This is a genomic window from Candidatus Palauibacter sp., assembly GCF_965261555.1.
Lineage (GTDB): Bacteria > Gemmatimonadota > Gemmatimonadetes > Palauibacterales > Palauibacteraceae > Palauibacter.
Genome location: NZ_OZ253465.1, coordinates 3,757,512 through 3,780,481 on the forward strand (window position 1 = coordinate 3,757,512; position 22,970 = coordinate 3,780,481).

19 protein-coding genes and 1 tRNA gene are annotated in these 22,970 nt (G+C 68.8%); 13 read left to right on the forward strand and 7 right to left on the reverse strand.

What is annotated here, in order from left to right:
* Positions 1-66 precede the first annotated feature (66 nt).
* Both ACQY5G_RS16280 and ACQY5G_RS16285 read right to left on the reverse strand, forming a co-directional pair.
* The gene (locus ACQY5G_RS16280) at positions 67-465 is read right to left on the reverse strand and encodes a type II toxin-antitoxin system VapC family toxin (protein WP_428275751.1); all 399 of its coding nucleotides are present in this window, start codon (positions 463-465) and stop codon (positions 67-69) included.
* Positions 458-769, reverse strand: coding sequence for an AbrB/MazE/SpoVT family DNA-binding domain-containing protein (locus ACQY5G_RS16285; protein ID WP_428275753.1), 312 nt, complete (start codon positions 767-769; stop codon positions 458-460). Before ACQY5G_RS16285 ends, ACQY5G_RS16280 begins: the two co-directional genes overlap by 8 nt.
* Before the next feature lie 214 nt (positions 770-983).
* On the opposite strand from ACQY5G_RS16285, the gene ACQY5G_RS16290 reads away from it, so the two are divergent.
* The 10 genes from ACQY5G_RS16290 (at position 984) to ACQY5G_RS16335 (ending at position 15,934) form a co-directional block, all read left to right on the forward strand.
* Positions 984-1,772, forward strand: coding sequence for an SDR family NAD(P)-dependent oxidoreductase (locus ACQY5G_RS16290; protein WP_428275755.1), 789 nt, complete (start codon positions 984-986; stop codon positions 1,770-1,772).
* Positions 1,769-5,671, forward strand: coding sequence for a hydantoinase B/oxoprolinase family protein (locus ACQY5G_RS16295; RefSeq protein ID WP_428275757.1), 3,903 nt, complete (start codon positions 1,769-1,771; stop codon positions 5,669-5,671). The genes ACQY5G_RS16290 and ACQY5G_RS16295 overlap by 4 nt, the downstream gene beginning before the upstream one ends.
* Before the next feature lie 65 nt (positions 5,672-5,736).
* Positions 5,737-6,084, forward strand: coding sequence for a hypothetical protein (locus tag ACQY5G_RS16300; RefSeq protein ID WP_428275759.1), 348 nt, complete (start codon positions 5,737-5,739; stop codon positions 6,082-6,084).
* 10 nt (positions 6,085-6,094) lie between these two features.
* On the forward strand, positions 6,095-7,357 hold the full coding sequence (locus ACQY5G_RS16305; RefSeq protein ID WP_428275761.1) for a type II toxin-antitoxin system HipA family toxin: 1,263 nt from the start codon (positions 6,095-6,097) through the stop codon (positions 7,355-7,357).
* 7 nt (positions 7,358-7,364) lie between these two features.
* Positions 7,365-10,199, forward strand: coding sequence for a leucine-rich repeat protein (locus tag ACQY5G_RS16310; RefSeq protein WP_428275763.1), 2,835 nt, complete (start codon positions 7,365-7,367; stop codon positions 10,197-10,199).
* Positions 10,200-10,279: 80 nt separating this feature from the next.
* Positions 10,280-10,486 carry an AbrB/MazE/SpoVT family DNA-binding domain-containing protein gene (locus ACQY5G_RS16315; protein WP_428275765.1) on the forward strand — a complete coding sequence of 69 codons (207 nt, stop codon included), beginning with the start codon at positions 10,280-10,282 and terminating at the stop codon, positions 10,484-10,486.
* On the forward strand, positions 10,483-13,194 hold the full coding sequence (locus tag ACQY5G_RS16320) for a M14 family metallopeptidase (protein WP_428275767.1): 2,712 nt from the start codon (positions 10,483-10,485) through the stop codon (positions 13,192-13,194). The genes ACQY5G_RS16315 and ACQY5G_RS16320 overlap by 4 nt, the downstream gene beginning before the upstream one ends.
* Before the next feature lie 201 nt (positions 13,195-13,395).
* Positions 13,396-14,757 (forward strand): DUF3696 domain-containing protein, encoded by a 1,362-nt coding sequence (locus tag ACQY5G_RS16325; RefSeq protein WP_428275769.1) that lies wholly within the window; start codon positions 13,396-13,398, stop codon positions 14,755-14,757.
* Positions 14,754-15,251 (forward strand): hypothetical protein, encoded by a 498-nt coding sequence (locus ACQY5G_RS16330; protein ID WP_428275771.1) that lies wholly within the window; start codon positions 14,754-14,756, stop codon positions 15,249-15,251. The genes ACQY5G_RS16325 and ACQY5G_RS16330 overlap by 4 nt, the downstream gene beginning before the upstream one ends.
* A gap of 128 nt (positions 15,252-15,379) precedes the next feature.
* Entirely contained in the window at positions 15,380-15,934 is a 555-nt protein-coding gene (locus tag ACQY5G_RS16335) for an RNA ligase family protein (RefSeq protein WP_428275773.1), read from the forward strand.
* Between the two features lie 8 nt (positions 15,935-15,942).
* On the opposite strand, the gene ACQY5G_RS16340 is transcribed toward ACQY5G_RS16335, so the two are convergent.
* On the reverse strand, positions 15,943-16,779 hold the full coding sequence (locus ACQY5G_RS16340; RefSeq protein WP_428275775.1) for an N-acetylmuramoyl-L-alanine amidase: 837 nt from the start codon (positions 16,777-16,779) through the stop codon (positions 15,943-15,945).
* Positions 16,780-16,935: 156 nt separating this feature from the next.
* Positions 16,936-17,580, reverse strand: coding sequence for an outer membrane beta-barrel protein (locus ACQY5G_RS16345; protein WP_428275777.1), 645 nt, complete (start codon positions 17,578-17,580; stop codon positions 16,936-16,938).
* Positions 17,581-17,776: 196 nt separating this feature from the next.
* On the opposite strand from ACQY5G_RS16345, the gene ACQY5G_RS16350 reads away from it, so the two are divergent.
* Positions 17,777-20,515 (forward strand): TonB-dependent receptor, encoded by a 2,739-nt coding sequence (locus tag ACQY5G_RS16350; RefSeq protein ID WP_428275779.1) that lies wholly within the window; start codon positions 17,777-17,779, stop codon positions 20,513-20,515.
* 62 nt (positions 20,516-20,577) lie between these two features.
* Here ACQY5G_RS16350 and ACQY5G_RS16355 read toward each other — a convergent pair.
* Both ACQY5G_RS16355 and ACQY5G_RS16360 read right to left on the reverse strand, forming a co-directional pair.
* A tRNA-Lys gene (locus tag ACQY5G_RS16355) sits at positions 20,578-20,650 on the reverse strand.
* 79 nt (positions 20,651-20,729) lie between these two features.
* A complete protein-coding gene (locus tag ACQY5G_RS16360; RefSeq protein WP_428275781.1) occupies positions 20,730-21,332 on the reverse strand; it encodes a hypothetical protein in 603 nt (200 codons plus the stop codon).
* Between the two features lie 198 nt (positions 21,333-21,530).
* On the opposite strand from ACQY5G_RS16360, the gene ACQY5G_RS16365 reads away from it, so the two are divergent.
* Positions 21,531-21,746 (forward strand): AbrB/MazE/SpoVT family DNA-binding domain-containing protein, encoded by a 216-nt coding sequence (locus ACQY5G_RS16365; protein WP_428275783.1) that lies wholly within the window; start codon positions 21,531-21,533, stop codon positions 21,744-21,746.
* Positions 21,743-22,141: a type II toxin-antitoxin system VapC family toxin gene (locus ACQY5G_RS16370; RefSeq protein ID WP_428275785.1), complete on the forward strand. Its 399-nt coding sequence runs from the start codon at positions 21,743-21,745 to the stop codon at positions 22,139-22,141. The genes ACQY5G_RS16365 and ACQY5G_RS16370 overlap by 4 nt, the downstream gene beginning before the upstream one ends.
* A 34-nt stretch (positions 22,142-22,175) precedes the next feature.
* Here ACQY5G_RS16370 and ACQY5G_RS16375 read toward each other — a convergent pair whose 3' ends face one another.
* Positions 22,176-22,883 carry a class I SAM-dependent methyltransferase gene (locus tag ACQY5G_RS16375; protein ID WP_428275787.1) on the reverse strand — a complete coding sequence of 236 codons (708 nt, stop codon included), beginning with the start codon at positions 22,881-22,883 and terminating at the stop codon, positions 22,176-22,178.
* Positions 22,884-22,970 lie beyond the last annotated feature (87 nt).

Below are 22,970 nucleotides of genomic sequence, written 5' to 3' on the forward strand. Positions count from 1 at the left end.
TGAGCGCTGCCGTCAGTCGACCGAAATCACTCCGGGTCGAGGCCGAGCACGCGGCGGCTGAACACTCTACCGGATCTGGATGACCTTCACGCCGTCGATGGCGAGCTCGGCCCAGCTTCGGTCGGCGGTGAGGGCGGGGAGTCCGAGCCTGCACGCGGTGGCCAGGCACGCCCGGTCACCGAGTCCGAGGCCCTGACGGCGGGTCCTCGGGCGATAGGCGCCGCTGAGCAGGGCCGTCGGAAGGTCGAAGGGAACGACTTCGATCCCCGTTTCCGCGATCGCGCTGGCCACTGCCGCCGTGGACCAGCCTCCCTGCGAGAGACGCGCCGCGACCTCGGCCACGTTCACCGACGACATGGCGGCTCCTCGCTGGAGTGCGCGGCCGACACGTTCCGCTCCGGGTTCCTCGAACAGTGCCGCGAGGACGGCCGAGGCGTCCAGGACGCTCTCGACGGGTTCATTCACGGGCGGCTTCGGCTCGCCGTTCCAGGATGAACTCATCGACGACGCTTCCGGAGCCCTTCCGCTTCCGCCTCGCCATGTCCTGCAGGCGCGCGAGGGCCGCGAGCGGGGTGCGCAACCGGATCGTGTCGCCCTCCAGGCCCACGACCAACTGCTGCCGCCCCCGGATGTTCAATGCCCTGCGAAAGCGGGCGGGGACGACCAGCCGACCGGCTTCGTCGATCGTCACGCGTTCGGTGTCGGGCAACGGGTCGGGCAAAGCGTCGGGTGAGGCCGCGGCCGCCGAATTCCGGACTTCTTCCTTCATGGTATGATCCATGTTTTTGGTATATTCTGTCAAAATACCATAACGAGACCTGCTGCTGCATGCCAGACTCCGCCTTCGTCGATACCATGGGAGACCGCGCTCGGACCTCCACAGTTTCGCGATGGCCATCAACGCGGGATCATCACCGCGGAAGGCGTCCGTCGCACCAGGCTCGAATCAGCGTCGAATCAGATCGAATCAGGAAAGGCTCAGCGTGATCACACTCGAGGGGAAGACCGCCATCGTGACCGGGGCGGCGAAGGGGATCGGGGCCGCGTGCGCGCTCGCCTTCGCCCGTCACGGGGCGGATGTCGTGCTGGGGGACGTACTGGAGGACCGCTGCGCCGAGACGGCCCGCGGAATCGCCGAGGAGACGGGGCGGGAGACGCTCGCCGTGCGCGCGGACGTGAGCGGGGAGAGCGACTGCGCCGCCCTGCTCGACGCCTGTACGGAACGGTTCGGCCGCTGCGACATCCTGCTCAACAACGCGGGGATCATCGCGGCGGGCTCGATCCTGGATGCCGAGGTCGAGGACTTCGACCGGGTGCTGGCCGTCAACCTCCGGGGGACCTTCCTCATGTCCCGGCTCGTGGCGCGGGACATGGTCGCGCGCGGGGTGGAGGGGTCGATCATCCACATGTCCTCCACGAACGCGGTGGTGACGATCCCGAGCCAGCTCGCCTACGCGGCCTCCAAGGGCGGGATCATGCAGCTCACGAAGGTGATGGCGCTCGCGCTCGCTCCGCATGACATCCGGGTCAACGCGATCGGGCCGGGGACGATCGTCACCGACATCCTCGACTCGGTGATCGCCGACGAGGAGGCGCGGCGCACGATCCTCTCCCGCACGCCGCTGGGACGGTTCGGGGACCCGGACGAGATCGGGACGGTGGCCGTCTTCCTCGCGAGCGACTACGCCTCGTACCTCACGGGCGAGACGATCTACCCGGACGGCGGACGCCTGGCGCTGAACTACACCGTCCCGTTGCGGGAAGACGGGTGAGCGGCGCGGCGGCGAAGGAGCCGGGCGCCGGACCCGTGGCCGAAGCCCGGCTCGCGATCGACATCGGCGGCACGTTCACGGATGTGGCGCTGGAGACCGGCGGGCGCCTCGTCACGACGAAGGTGCTCACGACCGCCACGGCGCCCGAGCGGGGCGTGCTGGAGGGCGTGCACAAGGTGCTGGGGCTGGCCGACGTTCCCCCTTCCGCCGTCCGACTCGTCATCCACGGCACGACGCTGGCCACGAACGCGATCATCGAGCGCCGGGGCGCCCGCACCGCACTGATCGTGACGTCCGGGCACCGCGACGCGCTCGAGATGGCGCACGAGAACCGCTTCGAGCAGTACGACATCGGGGTCGACCGGCCGGAGCCCCTGGTGCCTCGGCGTCTCCGGCTTCCGGTGGAGGAGCGGGTCGACCACCGCGGCCGCGTCCTCGTCCCGCTGGAGGAGGATTCGGTGCGGGCGCTCCTCCCGACGCTCGAGGCGGCGGGCGTGGAGTCCGTCGCGGTTGGGCTCATCCACGGCTACGCCAACCCCGCGCACGAACGGCGCATCGGGGAGATCCTCGACGAGTGGCGGCCGGGGCTGCCGGTGACGCTGGCCTCGGACGTGTGTCCCGAAGTGCGGGAGTACGAGAGACAGTCCACGGCGTGCGCGAACGCCTACGTCCAGCCGCTCATGGCCCGCTACCTCACGGGACTCGCGGAGTCGCTGCGGGAGTCGGGCCTCGCCTGTCCCTTCCTTCTCATGACCTCCGGGGGCGGGCTCACGACGCTCGACTCCGCGGTCGCGGCCCCGGTCCGCCTCGTCGAATCCGGACCCGCCGGGGGCGCGATCCTCGCCAGCCACCTCGCGGGCGAACTGGAACTGGGCGACGTGCTCTCCTTCGACATGGGCGGGACGACGGCGAAGCTGTGCATGATCGACGGCGGCCGGCCGCTCCATTCGCGCACGTTCGAGGTCGCGCGCAGCTACCGCTTCAAGCAGGGGAGCGGGCTGCCGGTGCGCATTCCCGTCATCGAGATGGTGGAGATCGGGGCCGGGGGCGGGTCGATCGCGGGGGTCGACGACCTGGAGCGGATCCACGTGGGGCCCGCGAGCGCCGGGTCGGAGCCGGGACCGGCGGCGTACGGACGCGGCGGAGACGAACCCACGGTGACGGACGCGGACGTCGTCCTGGGACGGATCGATCCGGAGTTTTTTGCCGGAGGCTCGATTTCCCTCGACCGGGAGCGGTCCGAAGCCGCGATCACGACGCGCGTAGGCGACGGACTGGGGCTCGACTCGAAGCTCGCCGCGCTCGGCATCAGCGAGATGGTGGACGAGAACATGTCCAACGCGGCGCGCACGCACGCCGTCGAGTGGGGGAAGGGAGTGGCCGGACGCACGCTCATCGCCTTCGGCGGCTCCGCCCCGATCCATGCGGCGCGGCTCGCCGACAAGCTGGACGTGGACCGCTTCCTCATCCCCGCCGACGCCGGTGTCGGCTCGGCGGTGGGCTTCCTCCTCGCACCGATCTCCTACGAGGTCGTGCGCAGCCGCTACATGCGCCTGTCCGGGTTCGACCCCGACGTGGTCCGCGCGGTGTTCGATGAGATGAGAGACGAGGCCGTGGCGGTGGTGTCGCACGGAGCGCCGGGTGCGCCGATGAGCGGGAAGGCGCGCGCCTACATGCGCTACGTCGGCCAGGGCCACGAAATCGGCGTCGACCTCCCGGAGGACCTCGAGGACGCGGCGGCGCTGCGCGAAGCGTTCGACCGCGGTTACGAGACGGTGTACGGACGCACGATCCCCGGACTCGACATCGAGATTCTGAGCTGGACGCTCGTCGTGTCGGCACCCGCGACGCGCGACGCGGACGTTCCTGCGGGAACGTCACCCCGTGAGCGGACCCCGCCAGTTGGGCAACTGGCCGAAGCGGACGTTCCCGCGGGAACGTCTCATCCGGAGCCTGAGCGCTGGACCGAGCTTTGGGACGGTCCCGGCGGCGAGTCGGCAGCGGCCGCCGTCCACACCCGCACGGAGCTGGCCGAGGGGATCCGAGTCGCGGGTCCGGCGCTGATCGCCGAGGATCAGACGACGACCGTGGTCCCCGACGGCTGGACGGCGCGGGTCGCGGCCGGCGGCCACCTTCTCGTCGAGCGGCAGTCGGAGACGGGCGCGGCAGACGCTGTGGCGGGTGCCATGGCGGCGGGCGCCACCGCGGCGGGCGGCGCGGCGGCGGCCACCGGCGCGCAAACCGGGATCGCCGCTCTAGAAGGGCAGATCATGTGGAGCCGGCTGCTCTCCGTGGTGGAGGAGCAGGCCCGGACGCTCGTGCGCACCGCCTTTTCGACCCCCGTGCGCGAGGCGGGCGACCTCTCCGCCGGCGTGTTCGACCTCTCCGGACGCATGCTCGCACAGGCGGTCACGGGCACGCCCGGCCACGTCAACGCGATGGCCGCCTCCGTCGGGTTCTTCCTCCGGGACTTCCCCGTGGAGACGCTCGGCGAGGACGATGTCCTCATCACGAACGATCCCTGGGAGGGCACGGGACACCTCAACGACTTCACCGTCGTCACGCCGACCTTCCTGGACGGGCGCCCCGTGGCCCTGTTCGCGGCCACGAGCCACATCGCCGACGTCGGGGGACGCGGCTTCGGGGCGGACGCGAACCAGGTCTTCGAGGAGGGGATCCGCCTCCCCATCGGCTACCTGATCCGCGGCGGGCGGGTGGACGAGACGCTCATGCGGCTCGTGCGGGCGAACGTGCGGGATCCGGATGTCGCCCAGGGCGACCTCTACTCGCTGGCCGCCTGCAACCGCACGGGGTGCGAGCGCCTGGTGGCGATGATGACGGAGTTCGGGATCGATTCCCTCGAGCCGCTGGCGGAGACGATCATCTCCACCTCCCGCCGGGCGATGAGGGAACGGATCGGAACCCTCCGCCCGGGGACGTACCGGAACCGGATGCGGATCGACGGCTACGATGAGGACCTCGACCTCGTGTGCGCGCTCACGGTCCTGGCCGATGGGACCATCAGGATCGACTGGGACGGCACGTCGCCCATGTCGCCACGCGGCATCAACGTCCCGGTGACCTATACGCGCGCCTACAGTTCGTTCGGCGTGCGCTGCATCGTCGGCTCCGAGGTCCCGAACAACGCGGGGTCGCTGGCGGCGATCGAAGTCTCCGCCCCGCCCGGATCGCTGCTCAACGCGCCCCCGCCCGCCGCCGTCTCCGCGCGACATGCGATCGGACAGATGCTGCCGGATGTCGTCCTCGGCTGCCTCGAACAGGCGCTGGAGCCCGGAGCCGTCCCCGCGGAAGGCGCGTCGTGCCTCTGGAACCCCGTCATCATGGCGGGGCCGGGACTGACCGGCGCCCACGCGTACGGCGGCGAGGCGTTCGTCGTGAACCCCTTCCACGCCGGCGGCACGGGCGCCCGCCCCGGCAAGGACGGCCTGTCGGCGACGGCTTTCCCCTCCGGCGTCCGCAGCACGCCGATCGAGATCACCGAGACGGTCGCGCCGCTCATCTTCTGGCGGAAGGAGTATCTCGCCGACTCCGGCGGTCCCGGCGAGTTCCGGGGCGGTCTCGGTCAGGTGATGGAGATCTCGCACGCGTCGGGCGAGGCGTTCGCCGTCTCGAAGATGTTCGAGCGCGTGCGCAATCCGGCGCGGGGACGCGACGGGGGCGGCGACGGGGCCGCGGGGCGGGTCCATGTGCCGGACGTCGGCGAGTTCCGGCCCAAGGGCCGCGAGGTCGTACCGCCCGGCCGACGCATCGTACTCGAGACGCCGGGGGGAGGCGGCCTCGGCGACCCGGCACGCCGCCCAGGCGACCGGGTACGGGAGGATGTCCTCGACGGCTACGTCTCCGCCGACGAGGCGCCCCGCGCGTATGGAGCACCGTGAATTTGCCGTAACGACCATGATAATGTACGCTACATCGTATAACGTCCATAATCATGGTTATTACGATGGCGAACAACATTCGCGGCACGTTGCCGCTTCCGGTGCGGCGAATCCTCCGTAAGCTCGGCTCCGACATCAGGGACGCCCGCCTCCGGCGCCGCATCCGCGCGGCGACGATGGCGGAACGGGCACTGATCAGCCGGACCACCCTCGGCAAGGTCGAGCGGGGCGATCCGGGCGTATCGATGGGGAACTACGCGACCGTGCTCTTCGTGCTGGGGATGGAGGACGGTCTGGCGGAACTCGCCGACCGCAGGCGGGACGGACTCGGGCTCGACCTGCTCGAGGAACGCCTTCCGCAGCGCGTGCGCGTCACCGCCCCCCGCCCGCGGCGTGAGCGCGGGGACGACTGAGGCGGTCCACGTGGAACGCCGGATACAGGTCCACCTGGACCTGAGCGCCACGCCCCTCCTCGTCGGAAGGCTCTGGGTCAGAGTTCGTGGCGACCGGGAGAGTGCGACGTTCGAGTACGATCCCGGCTGGCTGGACCACCCGCGACGGTTCGCCCTGGAGCCGGCGCTGACGCTCGGGCCCGGGCCGTTTCATACCCGGCGAGCGCTCTTCGGGTCGATCGGCGACTCGGCGCCCGATCGCTGGGGGCGCGTCCTGATGCGCCGCGAGGAGGCTCGCCGCGCGCGGCGCGAGGGACGGACGCCCCGCGCGCTGTTCGAATCCGACTACCTCCTTCGCGTCGACGACGAAGTGCGCGTGGGGGCGCTGAGGTTCTCGCTGGGAGGCGACGGACCCTTCCTCGCCGAGCCCGGGGAGAGGCGGGTTCCGCCGCTCGTCGAACTGGAACCGCTCCTCGCCGCAGCCACGCGAGTCACGCGGCGGGAAGAACGGGATGAGGATCTCCGCCTTCTGATCCGACCCGGGGCCTCGCTCGGGGGCGCGCGCCCCAAGGCCGCCGTGAGGGATGGCGCCCACGGGCTTGCCATCGCGAAATTCCCCGGTGCCCGGGACGATTACGATCTCGTGCTGTGGGAAGGCGTCGCGCTCGAACTCGCCGCGCGGGCCGGCATCGACGTTGCCGCCTGGCGATTCGAGCAGGTCGCGGGGCGGCGGGTCCTCCTCGTGCGGCGCTTCGACCGCGAAGCGGGCCGTCGCGTCCCGTTCCTGTCGGCGATGAGCATGTTGGGCGCCGATGACCGCGAGTCGAGATCCTATCTCGAGATCGCGGACGCCCTCCGGCGCCACGGCCTGGCCGTCAGGCGCGACCTGACCGAACTCTGGCGCAGGGTCGTGTTCAACATCCTCATCTCGAATACCGACGACCACCTCCGCAACCACGGTTTCCTGTACGAGGACGGCCAGGGCTGGCGGCTTTCCCCGGCCTATGATCTGAACCCGACCCCTGCGGACGTCCGCCCCCGCGTCCTGCAGACGTATATCGACGAATACGATGGCGCCGCGTCGGTGGACCGCGCGCTGGCCACCGCGGGTTACTATGGTCTGGATCTCGACGACGCGAAGCGGATCGTCGGCGAGGTCGGGTGGGCGGTTTCCGCGTGGCGCGGGACCGCGGAGGGTCTCGGCGCTTCCCGGAGGGAGATCATGCGGATGGAATCCGCCTTCGAGCACGAGGATCTGGAAGAGGCGACCCGTTGCGGGGCGCCTGCGGGGTGACCTGATCGTGAACACGACACGGAGCAAGTGGGCGCTGGCGTGCGTCGCGGCGGCGATCGCCGGCTGCGGCGGCGGCAGCACGGATCCGGGGCCCGGACCCGCGCGGACGCCGGTGGCGACCATCGTGCCGGGGTCGCCGGAAGCGTCCGAGGGCCTCGATGCCATCGTGTCGGTCCGTCTCGATCCCCCGCCGACCTCGTCCATCATCGTGCGCTACACGCTGGGTCCGGACGGAGACCCGGCCACCGCGGACGCGGACACGGCGGATTATCGTGCCGATGGTTCGGTGTCCGTTCCCGCGGGGACGGGCGCCGTCGAGGTTCGGATCGCGATCCGCGACGACGACGACATCGAGCCGGCGAGTGAAGCCTTCCTCTTCAGCCTGGATGCTCCCGCGGCGGGCGCGGGATATGAGCTGGGAGCGACGACCTCGACGCAGGTGACGATCGCGGAAGGCGTCTGCGATCGAACTCCCGAGATCCGGGACGCGCTCACCGTCCGGAGCCGCGCTGAAAGGTGCTCGGCGGTGACGACGGCGCACCTGGGGATCACGACGCTCAACCTCGCGGGCACCGAGATCCCCACCCTCAGGCCGGGCGACCTCTCCGGCCTCTACAACCTCAGAAACCTGGACCTCTCCAACGTCGGCTTCACCGACTTTCCGGCGGGCGTATTCGCCGATCTCCCGAGCCTCGAGACGCTGCGCCTGCGGAACAACGGTTTCGAGACGCTGCCGGCCGACGCGTTCTCCGGGCTGGCGAGGCTCAAGACGCTGGATCTGGGCGACAACGCCCTGACCACGCTGTCCGCCGAGTCGTTTGCGGGACTCGCGTCCCTCGAGACGCTGGAGTTGCGTGCCAACGCGCTCGCCACGCTGCCGGCGGGCGCGTTCGCGGAACTCACGAGCCTGGCGCGGCTGCACATGGGCAGCAACGACTTCACGACCCTGGGCGACGGCGTCTTCGCCGGGTTGGCCAGCCTGAAATGGCTCTACCTCGGCAACGGCCGGATCGGGGCGCTGGAGGCGGGCGCCTTCTCCGGCCTCGTCGAACTGGAGAGCCTGCTGCTGCAGGACACCGGGCTCAAGACGCTTCCCGCAGGCGTGTTCGCGGGCCTCGGCGGCCTTACCGAGCTGCGGCTCGACCGGAACCGACTGGAAGCGATCCCGGAGGGTGCGTTCGCGGGCCTCTCCCGACTGGAGTCGCTGCGTTTGTACGGCAACCGGCTCGCCGGGCTCCCGGCGGGGCTGTTTTCGGGCCTCTCCTCGCTCCGCGTGCTGCAACTGGACAGAAACCGGCTGGCCGCGCTGCCGGAGCGGGTGTTCTTCGGTCTGTCCGGCCTCGACACGCTGCTGCTGGCGGAGAACCCGGGGGCCCCCTTCGCGCTCGCACCCGAACTCGAGCGGACCGACAATCGGGATCCCGCCGCCACCGGTCCCGCCCGGATCGCGCTCTCCGTGGCCGCCGCGGCGCCGTTCGCCATGACGGTTCCGCTCTCCGCCCGGGGCGGCACGCTCTCGTCGGAGTCGGCGGTCCTCGAAGCCGGAAGCGAACGGAGCGCGGAGGTGACCGTGACCGCGACGGAGGGCGGCCAGAGCGAGGTTCAGGTGGTGGCGGGCCCGGCGCCCCCAGTCCCGGGATGGGTGACGGGAATCGAGATCGGACTGGGGGACCCGCTCATCCTCTTCGGGGAGGGAGTGAACGCCCCGCCAGTGCCGGAGCGTGAAGTCGCGCTCCAGCGGATGCAGGCGGGCAGCCACCCGACGATGCTCATTGCAGGCGACTACTTCCGGGATCCCGAGGGGGCCGACCTGGGCTTCTCGGCCGCCAGCGCCGACGCCACGGTGACCGCGGTGACGGTCGCGGGCGACGTCGTGACGCTGACGCCCGTCGCGGCGGGCTCCACGACGGTGACCCTGACGGCGACCGACCCGCCGGGCGCGAGGGCCGAGCTTTCCTTCCCCGTGACCGTGCGGGAAGCGGCGGCGCGACCCTTCGACATCGACGTGATCCAGCTGGATGCGCTGACGGACTCGCAGGCGGAGGCCTTCGAGGACGCGGTGGACTTCTGGTCGGCCATTCTGGCGGATACGGAACTCTCCGATGTCCCTCTCGGCCAGGATGTGGCCCCCGGCTGCTGGGATATCACGACGGATCAGCGCATCGGCACCGTCGACGACATCGTGATGGTGGCGTCCGTCCGGGAGATCGACGGCGTGGATGGCGTCCTCGCCCGGGCCGGCCCCTGCGTCGTCCGCGATGAGTCCCGCCTGCCTGCCGTCGGCGCCCTCGAACTCGACGCGGCGGACCTCGCGCAGCTCGAGGAAGAAGGAAACCTCAAGGACGTGGAGGAGGTGATCCTGCACGAGATCGGCCACGTGCTGGGGATCGGGACGGTCTGGGTCGACCACGGTCTGCTCCGGAACCCCTCCCGCCACAACTCGGGAGCGGACGCGCATTTTACGGGCCCGCTCGCCATCGCCGCGTTCGACGAGCGAGGCGGGGCAAGCTACGACGACGGCGAGAAGGTGCCCGTGGAAAACACGTCGGCACCGGCAGCGGCGGACTCCCACTGGCGGGAATCCGTGCTGGGCCACGAGTTGCTCACACCGTTCCAGGCGGCGGGCGAACGCGATCTCCTCAGCCTGATCACCGTCCAGTCGCTGGCGGATCTCGGTTACTCCGTCAAGGTCGGGCTCGCCGAACTCTACCGGGTCCCCGGATCCACGGGCGGCGCCCGCGCCACCCCGGCACGCATGATCCCCTACGGCGACGACATCCTCCGGGGCCCCATCAAGGTCGTCGACCACGCCGGCCGCGTCGTCCGAATCATCTCCCGCTGAGCGCCGCTGCGTCTTGTAGCACCCGGGCCGATGCGTAGGTTGGCAAGCGCGATGGACTTCAGCCAACGTGAGGGCAACCCGTGAGCATCGTCACGATTTCTTCCCGCTACCGGATCGTGATCCCCCGGACCGTGAGGGAGCGTCTGGGGCTCAAGCCCGGGCAGCAAGTGCAGGTGCTGCCCTTCAAAGGACGCGTAGCGTTGATTCCGCTCGAACCCATCGAGGCCGCTCGAGGCTTCGTCCGGGGCATCGATACGACCGTCCCGCGCGAGGGAGACCGTACATGAGCGGGCGCATGGTGCTGGGGTCGTTGCTGGGGGTCGCGTTGATCGCGGGGTGCGCGACGGACTCCGGCGGCGGGGGGGGCGACGTGCCGACCCCGGCGGAGGTCATCGGGTTCGCGCCCGGCGAGGACTACAAGCTCACGAACTACGACGGGATCAAGGCGTATTTCGAGGCGCTCGCGGCTTCCACCGACCGCATGGCGCTGGAGCAGATCGGCGAGAGCAGCCGGGGCGAGCCCCTCTACCTCGCGGCGATCTCCTCGCCATCGAACCTCCGGCGCCTGGAACGGATCAAGGAGATCACGCGGACGCTCGCCTACGCGCGCGATCCGGACGAAGGCTACGGATCGGTCCTCGCCGAGGAGGAGGCGCGGGCGCTCGCGCGAGAAGGCGTCGCCGTCGTGTGGATCGACGGGGGGCTGCACGCGACGGAGGTCGCCCACGGGCAGTTGATGCCGGAGATGGCGCGCCACTTCGTGACGGACGAGTCCCCCGAGACCCGGCGTGTGCGGGAGAACGCGGTCGTCCTCCTGATGCCGAACATGAATCCGGACGGCCTGAATATCGTCGCCGACTGGTATATGTCGAATGTGGGCGGCGAATTCGAGATGGCGCGCGTCCCGGAGCTTTATCATCACTATATCGGGCACGACAACAATCGTGACTGGTACATGTTGACGCAGGTCGAGACGCGGGCGGTGACGCGGCAGCTCTATCACAACTGGTTCCCGCAGATCGTCTATAATCAGCATCAGTCGAGCCCCTTCCCCGGGCGGATCTGGATGCCGCCCTTCGAGAACCCCGTGAACCCGCACCTCGATCCGCTCGTCGTGAGTTCCCTGAACCAGATGGGACATTCGATGCGGCGCCGCTTCGACGAGGAGGGGAAGCCGGGCGTCAACAGCGGCATCGTCTTCGACCTGTGGTGGAACGGGTCGATGAGAGGCGGGCCCGACTATCACAACATGCTCGGGTTCCTGACGGAAACGGCGGGCGCGGGGTACGCGACGCCCCGCTGCTACGACGAGGACGAAATCCCGGACACCTTCGGCGCGCGCGCCGGGAACCTGCCCGCGAAGACGCCGTCGACGAACTACAACAACCCGTGGCTCGGCGGCTGCTGGCACCTGCGCGATGCCATGGACTACATGATGACCGCCGCGAAGGCCGTGGCGGACATGGGCGCGAAGCTCAAGGAAGAGTACCTCTTCAACCACTACCTCATGGGCCGTCGCCAGATCGAGCGCGGAAACGCGGCGGAGGGCGGGCCGTTCGCCTACGTGCTCGACCCCCGGGCCTCGCACGATCCGGGCGCGGTCGTCGAGTTCATGGGTCTGATGTCGCAGTCCGGGATCGAATTCCTGCGCGCGTCGGAACCGTTCTCCGTATCGGGACCGGAGGGTGAACTCGCCTTCCCCGCCGGGTCGTACGTGATTCCGCCCCAGGCCTTCCGGCCGTACGTGGTGGACCTGATGGAGCCCAAGGAATACCCCGACCGGCGCCAGTATCCCGGCGGACCGCCGGATCCTCCGTACGACATGACCGGCTACGAACTCCGCTTCCAGATGGGACTGAATGCGGTGAACGTGGACGAACCCTTCGACATGCCGCCGGGCGAATGGGGTGAAGTCTCGTCCGATATCGGCGAGGTGCGCGGCGAGGGGGCGTCCGGGTTCGCCGTGCACGGCAACGCCAACTCGATGTACCGCGGGCTGCCTCAGGAGCGCTTCCGCACCGTGGAGATGCTCGCGACGCCGAACGGCGAGGTGCCCGCCGGGTCGTACTGGCTGCCGGATCTGTCCGCCGATGAGGCGCGCACGCTCGCCGCCGACCACGGACTCACGCTCACCGGGATCTCCTCCGCACCCTCCGCCGGCGCCGTGGCCGAAGCGCGACCCCCGCGCGTCGCGATCTACCGCTCGTGGCAGGCCCCGATGCCCGAGGGCTGGACCCGCTGGGTGCTGGACCAGTACGGCTTCGAGTGGGAGAACGTGTGGGACGCGGACGTGCGGAGCGGCGACCTGTCCCGCTTCGACGTCATCCTCCTCCCCTCGCAGGCCTCGGGCGGGATCGCGAACGGGAACCTGCCGGAGACCATGCCGGAGGAGTACACGGGCGGGCTCGGCGAACCAGGCGCCGCGGCCCTTCGCGCCTTCGTCGAGGCCGGGGGCTGGCTCGTCGCCTTCGACCAGGCCGTGGACTACGCGATCGAGACCTTCGGCCTTCCCTTCCGGAATCGGGCGCGGGGGCTCTCGTCGCAGGAGTTCTTCATCCCGGGATCCGTCATCCGACTCGACGTCGACCCCTCGCACCCGCTCGGCTACGGGATGGACGAGGCGGCGATGGCCCTCTTCTCCCGCAGCCAGGTATTGGAGAGGACGGGGGGCGGCGGCGCGGCGGGGGGCGGCGGCGCGGCGGGGGGCGGCGGCGTGGCGGGGGACGGCGGCGCGAACCTCGGCCGAATTTCGACCCCCGTCTGCTACGCCGACGCGGATTTCCTCGTGAGCGGCTGGACGCTGGGCGGCGAGGATGTGCTCGCCGGCTACCCGGCGGCCGCGCAGATCGGCGTCGGCGAGGGGCAGGTCGTGCTGTTCGCGTTCCGCCCGCACTTCCGCGGACAGCCGCGCAACACGTTCAAGCTCCTCTTCAACGCGCTCGCGGCCTCCAGCACCGAGGGACTGCCGGAGAGCCCCGGTCTCAACTGCCGCTGAGCGGGACACGGTGTCCGTGCGCCGACGCCATCAACGGTATCCGTCTTCGGCGTTCCGCCGTCGGCGCCGGTCGCACGCGCGATCCGTCGCTTGCAGGCCGGACAGTGCTCGTCTAGCATCCGCAATTCCAGAATCAAGAGGCAAAGGGGGGTCCAGAATGCCGATACGACCACACCGGGATCTCCCGCGGGGGCCACGAAAATGTTGACGCGCCTTAAGCTCGAGAATTTCAAGGCGTGGCGGGACGCCGACCTGGCGCTCCGCAGAGTGACTGGCTTCTTCGGAGCCAACAGCGCCGGCAAGAGCAGCCTTCTTCATCTCCTCCTGCTGCTCAAACAGACCAAAAATGCCACGGACCGCGGAATCGTCCTCGATTTTGGCGGACGTGCGGAAATGGTGAACCTCGGGACGTTCGCGGACGTGGTCTATGGGCATGACGAGGAAAAGACAATTCGCTGGCTCCTCGAATGGAAGTTACCCAAGCCGCTTAGAATCACGGACCAACTGACGCGATCCACCACGCCGCTCTTGGAAGCGAGCAGTCTTGAGACGCGATACGAAGTAGGGTTGGAAAAGGCCCGCCTGTCGCCTCGCAAACTGGCGTATCGGTTCGACAATGTGGATTTTCTGCTGCGACCCAAGTCCAGCGCAAAGCGGAAATTCGAACTGGTAGCCGACCCGCCGGTTATCTCGTTTATTCGAAACCCGGGACGTGCCTGGCATCTGCCGCCTCCCGTAAAGACCCACCTCTTTCCCGGTCAGGCGAGGAGTTACTATCAGAATACAGCTTTCCTCGGTGATTTCGAGCTGGCATATGAGAAGTTGATGGATTCCATCTACTATCTTGGTCCCTTGCGGGAGTATCCGCAGCGAGAGTATCACTGGGCCGGATCGAGTCCGGAGGATGTGGGCCAGCGCGGCGAACGTACGGTAGACGCGATACTTGCCGCCACGATGCATGGGCAGATGAGGAGCCTTGGTTACAGGAGGCGCAGGAAGACCTTCCAGGAAATGATCGCGTACTGGCTACGCACGTTGGGACTGATCCACGATTTCCATCTGGAGGAGATCGCCAAGGGAAGCAACCTGTACCGGGCGATGGTCAAGACGTTCCCGTCGAGCGCCTCGACACCGCTGACAGATGTCGGATTCGGCGTCTCACAGGTACTGCCGGTGCTCGTGCTGCTCTATTACGTCCCGGAAGGTTCGACAGTGCTCATGGAGCAGCCGGAGATCCACCTCCACCCCGCTGTGCAAAGCGGCTTGGCTGACGTCATGTTGAACGTGGCCACGGTGCGAGACGTGCAGATCGTCGTGGAGAGCCACAGTGAATACCTGATGCGGCGTCTACAGCGTCGAGTGGCTGAAGAGAGAGCATCCGCGGAAGACGTGAAGTTGTATTTCGTTTCCTCCAAGCGAGGCGAGGCGCAGGTTTCCGACTTGCTCCTGAACGAGTGGGGGGAGATCGAGAACTGGCCCGACAAGTTCTTCGGAGATGAGATGGGTGAGATCGCGGCGATCTCCAAGGCTTCCTTGAAACGACGGATCGCACAGTCGGGATGACGGCGTTCGTCGTGGACACGAACGTTGCGGTAGCGGCCAACGGGCGCGACACGCACGCGGACGAACAATGCCAATTGGCCTGCGTGGAGAAGCTGGAGTCCGTGGTTGCGACGGAGGTCGTCGCAATCGACGACGGGGGCGCCATTCTCAAGGAATACATGGACCGACTGAACCTGTCGGGAATGCCGGGTGTCGGCGATGCATACCTGAGGCACGTATTCAACTACCAGGGTCAGAATCATCGGGTGCGAAGAGTCGCCGTGACACCCAGCGAGGACGACCGACGGGGCTACGAAGAGCTACCCGAGAATGCGTTCGACCGCTCCGACCGCAAATTCCTTGCCGTTGCTGTGGTTTCGGGAGCGGTCGTTCTGAATGCGACCGACAGCGACTGGCGTGAGGAGGATGCGTTGATGAAGACATTGGGGGTGGAAGTCAATGAGCTTTGCCCGCACGAGATTTCGAAGGCGGCTCGGCGTAAGCGGTCCTCGTGAAGAGTCGTTCCGGCATTTCGTGGAGCGCCAAATATCCCAGTACGCCCTACTGGCCCTGGTCCCCCGCCCTTGGCCGGGGGGATGCCGTGCATGGGAATCCGGATCGGTTTGTCGGCGAGCCCGTGGTAGTGACGGAGAAACTGGACGGTGGCAACACGCTCCTGCATGCAGGTGAAGTGTATGGCCGCAGCGTTGGGGCGCCTTCAAACGGCAAGTGGATGGCGATGGTGAAGAAGCATCACGCATGGAAGGTGAACGAGCCGGATGCATATCTCTACGGTGAGGACATCTACGGCGTGCACAGCATCGCGTACGAGCCCGTGGCGGAGCACGAGACGTTCTATGCCTTTGCGCTTCGTGGCAGAGACGGCGCGTTTGCAGCGTTTGAGGATCTCACGGCCTATGCAGAGCGTTTGGAAATCCCCGTTGTGCCGGTCCTGTTCGAAGGCGTTCTTGGTTCCGTCGCCGAGGCACGCGCACTCATGGAGCGGGTCCACGGCGAGCCATCCTCGCTCGGTGGTGAACGGGAGGGTTTGGTATTGCGGTTGGCGCGAGGGTTCCCGTCAGAGGACTTTCCGGACAACGTCTGCAAGAGCGTCCGCGTCGGCCATGTGCGAACCGACGAACATTGGACGAGGAACTGGCGACCGTGCCGGATCGTGGGGCGCGACGGTTCGGGCTGAGTTCGGGCTCAACTGCCGCTGAACCTCGCGGGTCGCGGTTGCCGGCCGTCCTGCCGGCCCGGGGTCGGCGCGGCCGGCTGCCGCGTGACCGGGAACGTCTTGATCGCTTCAACGATCCCGCGCGCGGCCCTCTCGGGCGCACCGAGGATGATCTCGCGGTCCCGCGCGTTGGTCATGAACCCCGTCTCGATGATCAGCGCGATCGTCATCGGATGCAGCGCGTGCTCGTACCGGCGGAAGTTGAAGGCGTAGTAGTTTTCCATGCGGCGGGTCAGCGCGGGCAGGTGCTTGAGTCCGGTCGCCGTACCGTACGTCTCCCGCAGCAGGCGCGCTGCGGCCTCGGCGCGTCCGGTCGCGTCGCGCCGCGGGGCGGCGACCCGGTATCCCGACGCCGCGGGGCTGTCGCTCCCGTCCGCGTGGATCGAGATGAAGAGGTGCGCCCGGTAGCCGGGGGGCACGACGGCGGGGAGGAGGTCGACCTCGTAGCCCAGCGCCTCGAGTTCCGCGCCCGCCAGCCGGGCGATGACGAGGTTCGCTTCCCACTCGGCGGTTTCCCGCCACCGCGTTCCGTTGTAGCGGATGCGGCGGAGTTCGTTCGGGGCCTCGATGGCGCGCCAGTGACCGACCTGGAGGCCGATCCGGATCGGTCCCGCGGGGGGCTCCCACTCCTCGGGCGTGGGGATGGGGCCGGGGTAGCGGTTGTAGTTCCGCCACCTGCGCCACCGCTCGCTCGCGGCGGCGTCACGTTCCGTGGCGCGCTGCTCCTGGGCCGCGGCACGGTCGGCGCCGAATCCCTCGAATCCGGCAAAAAGCACCACGGCGGCCGTGAGTACCGTCAGCTTCAAATCGAGACCTCCTCGAGCACAGTCCCCACGACCTCAACCCCCGAACCGCCCGGAACGTTGACGCTAACCCGCGCGCCGACCGGCCGGCAACAGGACGGTTAGCCGAGGGTTAGCCGCCCGCCAGCCGACCGCTAGCCTAGCCGGCCAGGCTACGGGTCATCCTCCGACCCGCACTCCAACGCCGACCAGAGCCGTCAGGTTGCGCGCCTTCGCCCCATCGGACGCGGGGTCCCAGTGGAGGTTCCGCACCCCGTAGTGGTAGCGGGCTTCGAGCGTCACGAACCAGGCGTCGATCACCGCCGCCTCGACGACCGCGCCGACGACCAGACCCACGTCCGCAACGCCGCGCCGCCGGAAGCGGCCCTCGCAGCTGTTGCTCTCCTCGAACTGCGCCACGCCGCCCTCCAGACGGCAGCCGACCTCGTGTCCCCAATACCCTCCCGCCAGGAGAATCGGCCGCACGCGCGCGGGCGCCGGCGTCAACCGGAACCGGAGCAGGATGGGAAAATCCAGGTAGGACATCCTCGTCTTCGACCCGTCCTGGTGGAGGCCCGTGGTCGAGAACCCCCGTTCGAGATAGAGCGCTTCGAGCTGGACCGTCGCGCGCTCCGACAGGGGCAGAGTCACGAAACCGCCCCCCGCCTTTCGCAGGAGCGCTTCAGATGTGAACTGGTCGATGAAGGCGGCATCGGCCCAGGTCACGCCGCCCTTGAGACCGAACGCGGTCTGCGCCGCCACGGATCCGTGACTCAGCAGCGGCGTGACGGCCGCGAACGCCGCAAGCCACCCGATGGCTTTCACATTCGGCTCCCTTTCTCGCTACCCGCCCGACTCCGTGCGCCCCCCGGCGCGGCGCACAGCGACAAGCTGCGTCGCGCGGTACCGTTCCGCCATCATCCGGTCCGCCAGCGTCATCTTTCCATCCTCCACCGACGGACCACAGATTCACGCCGCAGTGGACAGCACACGCAGGTACGGAGAGGAGGAGATCCGGAAAGTGCGGAGGATTCTCGTTGTTGTGGCGCTCGGGCTGTTGGCGGTGCCGGCCGGGGTCGTCGGACAGGGCGGGCTCGACGTGATCGTGCGGAACGCGGAAACGGGAGCGGGTCTGCCGAGGGCGCAGGTCTCGTTGCCGGGGCTCGGTTACGGCGGGATTACCAACTTCGAGGGGCGTTTCCGCATCGCGAACCTCCCGGCCGGGACCGTCAGGGTGGAAGTCCGGCTCCTCGGCTACGCCATCGAATCCCGCGAGGCGACCGTCGTGGACGACTCCGTCGTTGTGGTCGAGATCCCCCTGACCCCGACCGTGATCTCCGTCGCCGGCCTCGTCGCCGTCGGCAGCCGGTCGAGACCCCGGACGGCCACGGAATCGATGGTTCCCATCGACGCGCTCGCCCCCTCGGAGTTGCTCGACCAGGGGGACACGGACATCGGCGACCTCCTGAGAACGACGATTCCCTCCTACAACATCAACCCGCAGGCGGTGGGAGACGCGGCCAGCATCGTCCGGCCCGCAAACCTCCGCGGCCTGGCCCCGGACCATACGCTCGTGCTGGTGAACGGAAAGCGGCGCCACCGGGCGGCGGTCATCACCTGGATCGGGAACGGCCTCGCCGACGGCGCGCAGGGCCCGGATCTCTCGAGCATTCCCGCCATCGCGCTGCGCCAGGTGGAGGTCCTGCGCGACGGCGCCTCGGCCCAGTACGGCTCCGACGCCATCGCCGGCGTCATGAACTTCCACCTCAAGGACGCCCGCTCCGGCGGCGCGCTCGAGGTGCGCGGCGGCGGCTTCGGCGACGGCGGGGGCGAAGGCTACACGATATCGGGGAACACCGGACTGCCCCTCGGCGCGACGGGTTTCGCGAACCTGAGCGCCGAGTACGGGCGCTCGAACTCGAGCAACCGCAGCGTGCAGCGGGCGGACGCGGCGCTCCTCGTCTCCCGGGGGAACACGCACGTGCGGGACCCGGCCCAGATCTGGGGCGCGCCGGAGATCGAGGATGACCTCAAGCTGTGGGGCAACTTCGGCTACTTCCTCGGCAGCGGCACGAAGGCCTACGCGCACGTGAACTACGCGAGCCAGCGCCTCACGAGGGGTTTCTTCTACCGCAACCCGAATACGCGGAGCGGCGTGTTCAGCCTCGATGGCGGGGAGACGCTCCTCATCGGCGACCTCCTCGACGCGCAGGACGGGGTCCTCGACGGCTCCGCCGGCTGTCCCGTCGTCCGGGTCACCGACGGCCTGCCGGATCCGGCCGCCCTGGGTCACGTCCTCTCGGATCCGAACTGCTTCACCTTCCAGAAACTGTTCCCGGGCGGCTTCACCCCGCAGTTCGGGGGAGACCTGAGGGACGCCGCGCTCGTGGCGGGCGTGGAGGGTCAGATCGGCCGCCTGCAATGGGACGTGAGCGCGAACTACGGCACCAACGAGGTGGACTTCTTCATCTTCAACACCGTCAACGCTTCGCTGGGGCCGGACACGCCCACCGAGTTCGATCCGGGGCTCTCCCGACAGGCCGACGTCAACCTGAACGTCGATGCGGCGTACACGGTGAGCGACCTGCTCGACCTGGCGGCGGGGTTCGAGTGGCGGGACGAGCACTTCACGATCGGGCTCGGCGAGGACGACGCCTGGACGATCGGCTCCCTCGCGCCGCAGGGGTTCAGCGCGGGCTCCAACGGCTTTCCCGGCTTCAGTCCCATCGCGGCCGGCGACTGGCACCGGACGAACACCGCCCTCTACGCGGACGCCGAACTGCGGGACTACCGAAACGCCCGATGGACCCTCGGCGGAGCCCTCCGCTTCGAGAACTTCGAGGACTTCGGCTCGACGCTGAACGGCAAGCTCGCGGGGCGTTACAGCCTCACGGGCAGCCTCGCCCTCCGCGGCAGCCTGAGCACGGGCTTCCGGGCGCCGACGCCCGGCCAGCAAAACGCCTTCAACGTCTCCACCATCTTCGACCGCGAACTCGGCGACCTGGTGAACAGCGGCACGATTCCCTCCACTTCGGCCGTTGCGGCGCTCCGCGGGGGCGTCCCGCTCGACGCCGAGAAATCCCGCAACCTCGCGGCCGGCGCCGTGCTGGATCTCGGGTCCTTCCTTCTCACGACGGACTATTTCCGTGTGGTCGTATCCGATCGCATCGCGTTGACGCAGCGCTTCAATCTCACCCCGGACGAACAGACGAGACTCGTCGAAGAGGGCATCGTGAGCGCGCGCAACCTGCAGGAGTTCCGCTTCTTCACGAACGACTTCAGCACCCGCACGCAGGGTCTCGACGTCGTCGCCACCTGGGCACCCCCCGCTCTCCGCGGACGAAGCACGATCAGCTTCGCCTTCAACCGCACCGACACGCGCGTCACGAAGTTCGATCCGGTAAAGGTCGACGACACCCGCATTCGCCAGCTCGAGGAGGGCCTCCCGCAGACGCGCTGGATCCTGACCGGGAAGCACGGGCTCGGCCGGCTGAGCTTCATGGGGCGCCTGAGCCATTACGGCGGCTGGTTCGATGCCCGGGACGACGTCTCATATCCCGGAAACGTGCTCGTCGACCTGGAGGCGGCCTGGTCGATCGGCGAATCGCTCACCTTCACCGTGGGAGGGCAGAACGCGCTGAACCGGTACCCGGAGGAGAACCCCGGGGCCGCGTTCTCCGGCAATCGCTACGGCCCCGGAACGCCCTTCGGCTCGAACGGCGGCTACTACTACGCCCGCCTCGCCTATCGCTGGAACTAACGCAGCGGGGCGGTGCCCGTGCGCGGGTGGCGCGGGTGGGCGCGGGGTGGCGCGGGAAGGAATGACCGGGGTGGGGGTCGAACCCACGACCTGCGGATTAAAAGTCCGTTGCTCTACCAGCTGAGCTACCCGGCCGCGAAGCGGGGCGGACCCGACGGGGCCTTCGCCCGGCGCGGTTCAAGCTAACACGGTCGGGGGGGCTGTCCACCCGGCCTCAGCCCGGGGGACGCGGCAGCCCGCGGAGGATCCGAACGCGGGAACTGTCCGCTTCCAACTCCGCCGGGAGTGCGGCGGCTCCATTGCGCGTGATGCTCCGCACCTGCCCGGTGGCGCGGTCGATCACCATCATCGCCCGAACTCCCGCCTCCCGGTCCACGGTGGCGACCCCCTCCGGCCCGCTGAGTTCCAGCCGGTCCAGCGCCTCCGTCCACGCAGGATCGAAGGGAATCGAGTAGGAAAAGCCCTTGCTCCCATCCGAGATCTCGCCCGGCGTGAAGCGGATCGAGAACAGCGTCTCCCCCTCGCCGTCGAGCCCCCGCACCCGGTAGTCGCCCGGCGCCCCGGGGCCGTGGGCCCTCCCCTCATACGCGAAAGCCGGTTCAAGCACGAGTTCGCCATCGGCCCGGACGCCTCCCCAGAGCATGAGAACCGTCGATTCCCCGGAGGGTTCTCCGGACGCCTCCGGTGGCCGCTCCTGCGCCAGAATCCCGCCCGCGGGGGGCGCCACCGCCGGAGCCGCCGCCGTGACCGCCGCCGCAGCCGCGAGGAGGCGGGCCGGTAGCGCAACCCGTCGCGTGCGCGTTCCCGATCCGTTCATGGTGGGTTCCTACCCGCTCCCTGCCGCGTTGATCCTCCGTTGACGGTCCCCCGTACCATGCTGTCCGACAGCGCAACTCCAGGCAACGCGTCGCCCGCCCCGTCGCCTGTACGCCGCCCGACCCTTGCTCAAGGTATGGATATTAAAATATGATTTTCCGTCGTCAATATTCATACCTCGAATCATCGGACCCGGAACATGCGCATATCGGAGCGGGGGCAGATCACGATCCCCAAGAAGCTGAGGGACCGCTTCGGGATGAATCACAACGTCGAAGTCGAACTCGTTCCAACGGACGGGGGTCTCCTCATCCGCAAGAGAACGGTCGCCGGGCACCCCGTGGAGCGGGTGTACGGCATTCTGGGGACGGGCGGGAGCACGGACGACTATCTCGAGGAGATCCGGGGCCGATGATCACGGCCGTGGATACGAGCGTCCTCCTCGACATCTTCCTGCCGGATGAGCGGCACGGCCCCACCTCGAAGGAGTGGCTGGTGGAGGCGTACGACGCCGGCGCGATCATCGTCTCTCACGTCGTGTACGCCGAGTTGGCCCCCGCCTTCCCCGACCGGGATGCGCTGGACCGGGCGCTGCGCGAGGTCAACGCCGTCGTCTCCCCCATCGACTCGGGCATCGCCCACGATGCGGGGCGCCGCTGGGGACGGTACCGCCAGTCCGGAGGCGCCCAGGACCGCATCATCACGGACTTTCTGATCGGCGCCCACGCCGTCGCCGCGTGCGACCGTTTTCTCACCCGCGATCGCGGCTTTTTCGCCAGCTACTTCCCCGAACTCGCGCGCAAGGGCTGACCCACGTTCCCGCGGGAACGTCCCCCGCGCGATGCTACCGCGCGCGGCGCGCGATCCAGCCGCCGTAGAGGAGCGCCCGGTAGTATCGCCACGTGTCCTCGAACCCCGCCTCCGCGAGCAGTTCGAGGATGCGCGCCTCCGACGCCCAGTGGATGCCCTCGTCGATCCTGGCCCTGAACGCGGCCTGCTCCGCCTCTGCCATGCCGTGGATCTTCCAGTAGCGGCTCCACGCCGCGAAGAGTTCGTCGAAGCGGGGGCCGCTCCGGTCCCCGTGAAGTTCGAACAGGAGGAAGGGGGCGCCGGGCGCGAGGCGGCGGGCGATGTCGCGCAGGAGCGACTGCTTCGCGCCGTCGTCCGGGAGGAAGTGCATGACGTTGAAGCAGGTCGCGGCCGCGAAGCCGTCTTCCTCGAGGTCGGAGACGTGTCCGTGGAAGAGGCGGACGCCGTCGCCCACGCCGGCCTCCCGCATCCGGCGCCTGGCGATCTCGATCATCTGGCGCGACGGATCGACGCCGGTCAGCCGCCAGCCGGGTTGCGCCGTCTTGAAGGTGACCAGCTCGATGCCGGTTCCGGCCCCGACGACGAGCACCCGCGGACTCGGGCCCACGCGTCCCCCGAGGAGCGCGAGCGCCTGCCGGAACGAGCTCCGGTAGCCGGGTATCACCGTGCGGGCGATGTACTCGTAGTCGCCGCCGTAGTCGCCGTCGAAGTCGAAGGGTTCCGCGCTCCCGGGTGTACTCATGGGCACAAGAGACTCCCGGCCGCGAATTCGTTCAAGTGTGACGCCGCGGCCGCACGGGGCGTGAACCCGATACGAGGTCGCGGCTCG

Bases quoted from the DNA above. Each gene is read 5' to 3' on its own strand.
- ACQY5G_RS16285 (WP_428275753.1), bottom strand. From the start codon at position 769: ATGAAGGAAGAAGTCCGGAATTCGGCGGCCGCGGCCTCACCCGACGCT.
- ACQY5G_RS16365 (WP_428275783.1), top strand. From the start codon at position 21,531: ATGCGCATATCGGAGCGGGGGCAGATCACGATCCCCAAGAAGCTGAGG.
- ACQY5G_RS16325 (WP_428275769.1), top strand. From the start codon at position 13,396: ATGTTGACGCGCCTTAAGCTCGAGAATTTCAAGGCGTGGCGGGACGCC.
- ACQY5G_RS16370 (WP_428275785.1), top strand. From the start codon at position 21,743: ATGATCACGGCCGTGGATACGAGCGTCCTCCTCGACATCTTCCTGCCG.
- ACQY5G_RS16300 (WP_428275759.1), top strand. From the start codon at position 5,737: ATGGCGAACAACATTCGCGGCACGTTGCCGCTTCCGGTGCGGCGAATC.
- ACQY5G_RS16360 (WP_428275781.1), bottom strand. From the start codon at position 21,332: ATGAACGGATCGGGAACGCGCACGCGACGGGTTGCGCTACCGGCCCGC.
- ACQY5G_RS16320 (WP_428275767.1), top strand. From the start codon at position 10,483: ATGAGCGGGCGCATGGTGCTGGGGTCGTTGCTGGGGGTCGCGTTGATC.
- ACQY5G_RS16375 (WP_428275787.1), bottom strand. From the start codon at position 22,883: ATGAGTACACCCGGGAGCGCGGAACCCTTCGACTTCGACGGCGACTAC.
- ACQY5G_RS16330 (WP_428275771.1), top strand. From the start codon at position 14,754: ATGACGGCGTTCGTCGTGGACACGAACGTTGCGGTAGCGGCCAACGGG.